General features: G+C 49.8%; 4 protein-coding genes. 3 read left to right on the forward strand and 1 reads right to left on the reverse strand.

Going from position 1 to position 3,744, the window contains the following annotated elements:
- Positions 1-412 precede the first annotated feature (412 nt).
- A complete protein-coding gene (locus AC1DSE_RS32255) occupies positions 413-976 on the forward strand; it encodes an outer spore coat protein CotE (RefSeq protein WP_076265792.1) in 564 nt (187 codons plus the stop codon).
- Between the two features lie 295 nt (positions 977-1,271).
- On the opposite strand, the gene AC1DSE_RS32260 is transcribed toward AC1DSE_RS32255, so the two are convergent.
- Positions 1,272-1,448, reverse strand: coding sequence for a hypothetical protein (locus tag AC1DSE_RS32260; protein ID WP_477528837.1), 177 nt, complete (start codon positions 1,446-1,448; stop codon positions 1,272-1,274).
- 45 nt (positions 1,449-1,493) lie between these two features.
- Between AC1DSE_RS32260 and AC1DSE_RS32265 the strand changes: the two genes are divergently transcribed.
- The gene (locus AC1DSE_RS32265) at positions 1,494-2,534 is read left to right on the forward strand and encodes a putative amidoligase domain-containing protein (protein ID WP_477528836.1); all 1,041 of its coding nucleotides are present in this window, start codon (positions 1,494-1,496) and stop codon (positions 2,532-2,534) included.
- A gap of 1,011 nt (positions 2,535-3,545) precedes the next feature.
- Positions 3,546-3,744: MutS N-terminal domain-containing protein (locus AC1DSE_RS32270; RefSeq protein ID WP_477528835.1), on the forward strand; the 199-nt coding region annotated here is incomplete at its 3' end.

Raw genomic sequence — 3,744 nt, forward strand, 5'->3', positions numbered from 1 at the left:
GCTTATAGGTTTTAAACTATAGCCGCTTGAATTTCTAGCGTAAACGGCTGTGGCGACATTGGCAAACCTAACTATCGTTTTGCGCATATATGCGAGCGTGATTGTAGAGATAAAAGCTATAATCGCATGCATATCAATCGCAAGCAGTTCTGCAAGCCATTTCGGCACAGCATACGTTTAGCTGAGAAATATAAGCATCGTTATAAGTGTGGCACTTATGTATTCTTATATTTCAAGCGTAACGGCTATTTCCGACGTCAGGCGGCTCTAGCATCCGTTCCGCAGTGATCTATATGGATCGCTATAAGTATAAAACTTATATAATCTTATATTTCGAGAAAATAAACAGTCACCCTAGACGAATGTCCTGCATACACTTTAAATGAATGATTGTATGGAGGAGGTTAAATCAATGACTATTGCAGATAAACAGCTACAATACAGAGAAATAATTACGAAAGCTGTCTGCGGCAAAGGTCGTAAGTTTTCCACTGTAACCCATACCGTAACGCCGCCTCATAATCCAACCAGTATTCTGGGAGCATGGATCATCAACCATCAGTATGAAGCGGTTCGTTCGGGCGACGGCATTGAGGTAATTGGTACTTACGATATCAACATTTGGTATTCGTACAGCAAAAACTCGCAAACAGACGTAGCTAAGGAATCCGTGCATTACGTCGAGCATGTCAATCTATCCTATGTAGACCCGAAACATCGGCCTTCTACAGTGGAAGTGTCAGCCGAGGTAGTTCAGGAGCCAAACTGTATCGAAGCGAATATTTCTTCGAACGGTTCAGGCGTCGTGATTCGTGTAGAGCGTGAGTTTTCGGTAGAGCTAGTTGCCGAGACTAAGGTTTGTGTAGCGGTTCTTCCAGGCGGTTGCGACGACCTGGACGGCAAGGATTTGGAATTCAGCCTCGGCGATAATGATTATGAGGATTTGGATCCTGATCTGCTGGACGATGAGTTGTAAGCAAGCCGGGAAGCTTTGCTGTCAAGGTATCATATGCTGCGCGAGCGGCAAATTCGAGGGCGAAAGCCCTCTTTTTTTTTGAAATTATAAAAAAAGCGAAAATTGATGTATACATCCCTTGTTTAAAGGCGGGAAAGCAATGGCTTCGACGTGGATATGGCGGGGCAGCTACGATCGGCTGGAGAAAATTACATACGATGCCAACGAGCAGCATACCTCAGGCGAGCGCAATGGGCAGCCGCTGCATGCCGAGCACTGGTCAGCAGTGAGAGCAGGGGATGCTGTGCTCGCATGGTCAGACGCCCGCACAATCGATAGCAGCCGTTTCACAGGGATGTGGATTCTTAATGTCAACGGTCACATTGCCACAAATCTGCTTGATTCGGAGAAACAGCGCATTTGGCGCCGAGCTGGCTTGTGCGGCGGTCCTGCGATTCAGAGCGAACGATTGTACCGTATCAGCGTCGTCCATTTAGAGCCCGTCGAAATGCTGCGAATTGATGCATCGGGGAAAGTGATGCCGTATAAGTCTTTGCTGTCAATCAGCGGCGGTTGGCCTGATGATCCAGCGCTGCGAAGAGTGGCGCGTACCGCTGTAGCGGCACTTTATGCACTTGGCCTCGATATTGGCGAGGCCGAGGTGTGGCTTGGCGGGGACGGGCGCACAGCCGTCCGTGATGCTTGGCCGAAGCTGAGGGACAAGAGGCTTGAGGCCGCTTCGTTTAGGCGATTCGCCGCGTGGCATGCCGCGGCGAGAGCGGAGACTGTGGATCGGCAGCTGCTTATTGGCGCCGATCCGGAGTTTGTGCTTGTGACGCCAGCAGGGAAGATCGCGTCGGCGTCACGGTTTTTTGGAGCTGGCGTCGGCGGGGCAGCCGGTGCCGACGCCTTGCTCGTAGGGCGACGGCTGTTGTATCCCGTCGCCGAGCTGCGGCCCGAGCCGGCCGATAGCCCGGCCGCGCTTGCCGCGAATGTGCGGCGGCTGCTGCTGCGCGCCGCCGATCGCATCAGCGACCCGGCGCTGCGCTGGGCCGCTGGAGCTATGCCCGTGCCGGGGCTTGCGCTCGGCGGGCACATTCATCTTAGCGGAGCGCCGCTGACGAGTCGCTTGCTCCGCTTGCTGGACAGCTACGCGGCATTCCCGCTCGCGCTTGTCGAGGACCCCGCAGGGCGCGCCCGCCGTCCAAGGTATGGAACCCTTGGAGACTTCCGTCTGCAGCCGCATGGCGGGTTCGAATACCGCACGCTGCCGAGCTGGCTTGTATCGCCTGCGGCAGCCAAAGCCTCCTTCGCGCTCGCGCTTATATGCGCCCGCGAAGAACAAAATCTATCCTACATGCCGTCCCTGCAGGAGCGTTATGTAGCAGCATATTATTCCGGCGACCGCGCAGAACTAGCGAACTGCTTGGATGGCCTCGTTTCAACAATCTCGGCCACAGCAAGCTACTCTGAGCTCGCCCCATACATCGAGCCATTGTTTGATGCCGCAAGAAAAGGCAAGACATGGGATGAAAGCACAGATATACGTGTCAAATGGAGACTGCCATTAAGAAGATAGGCGTTGCGAAATGGCATCTGTAAGTCGCTATTGCTTGAGTTATTGCTTCTGAGTGTGTTAATTAACTCGTCGGCACACGCTGCACTTGTCTTTTATTATGTTTTATTTACTGTTGCAGCAATAAGAGGTGCAAAAGGGGAGTTGAGCTCCATATTGAACAGAGTATGGAGCGGATGTGTCGGCTTTCGATAACATTGATTTTTACCTAACGGACATACGATCCGCTATTTTGGAGAATCGGGCGCAAATTTGAATCTTACGGACATACATTCCGCTATTTGAGCAAAAGGGAGCTATAAACTAGCTCGAGGAGCCAAATAAGGGATTCTATGTCCGTTCGTAATGTGTAAACAGCCAAAATGAGCATAATAGCGTATCTGATGTCCGTTAGTTCATCGCAAAAGTCACCACACACATCCTAACGGACATAGGATCTGTTATTTCCAAGAATTGTGCACTTATTTGAATCTAACAGACACATTCCGCTATTTGCACAAAATGGAGCTGTAAACTAGCTCCCAGAGCTAAATAAGAGCTTCTATGTCCGTTAGTGTTGTGTATAAAATCAAAATGAGCATAATAGCGTATCTAGTATCCGTTAAACCTACTCCTTTCTCCCATTTCACAAGTTACCTCATCTCCACACAGTCACAAATTTTTAGCATTTCGCTCCGAAGCCAGCTAACATAAGCAATGCTACTGGTAACCATCAGCAAACACAGCTCCCATGAAGCCTCTCATTTAACTAGCTCCCAGCAGTTAACCCCACAAACCCCACAAACCCCACAAACCCCGTCCCCCCCCCTCCAAACCCCCTCCCACAAAACAAACAAAACCACCCACAACCCGTTTCACTTATGGCGCACATCTGTTCCGCTTGTTATAATGAATATCTACTGTTTACTGCATGGGCGCAAAAGGATTATATTATCGCACGCATGTAATTAACGATATTAATTATTTGAACATATACGGAGCAGCATGCTGCCTACGTTTTTGAGGAGGATCGGAATGGCTGGATATACTCCAATGATTTTGCAATACCTAGCTATAAAAGAAGAGGCAAAAGATGCTTTTTTATTTTTTCGATTAGGCGATTTTTATGAAATGTTTTTTGATGATGCAATAGCCGCTTCGCGCGAGCTGGAAATTACGCTGACAGGCCGAGAGGGCGGCGGCGAGCAAAAAATACCGATGTGCGGTGTACCCT

Source organism: Paenibacillus sp. 01L418 (genome assembly GCF_056400045.1).

What these genes read in the sequence shown, in the direction of transcription:
- AC1DSE_RS32255 (WP_076265792.1), top strand. Translation starts at nt 413, where the DNA reads ATGACTATTGCAGATAAACAGCTACAATACAGAGAAATAATTACGAAA.
- AC1DSE_RS32260 (WP_477528837.1), bottom strand. Translation starts at nt 1,448, where the DNA reads ATGGACGACGCTGATACGGTACAATCGTTCGCTCTGAATCGCAGGACC.
- AC1DSE_RS32265 (WP_477528836.1), top strand. Translation starts at nt 1,494, where the DNA reads ATGCCGTATAAGTCTTTGCTGTCAATCAGCGGCGGTTGGCCTGATGAT.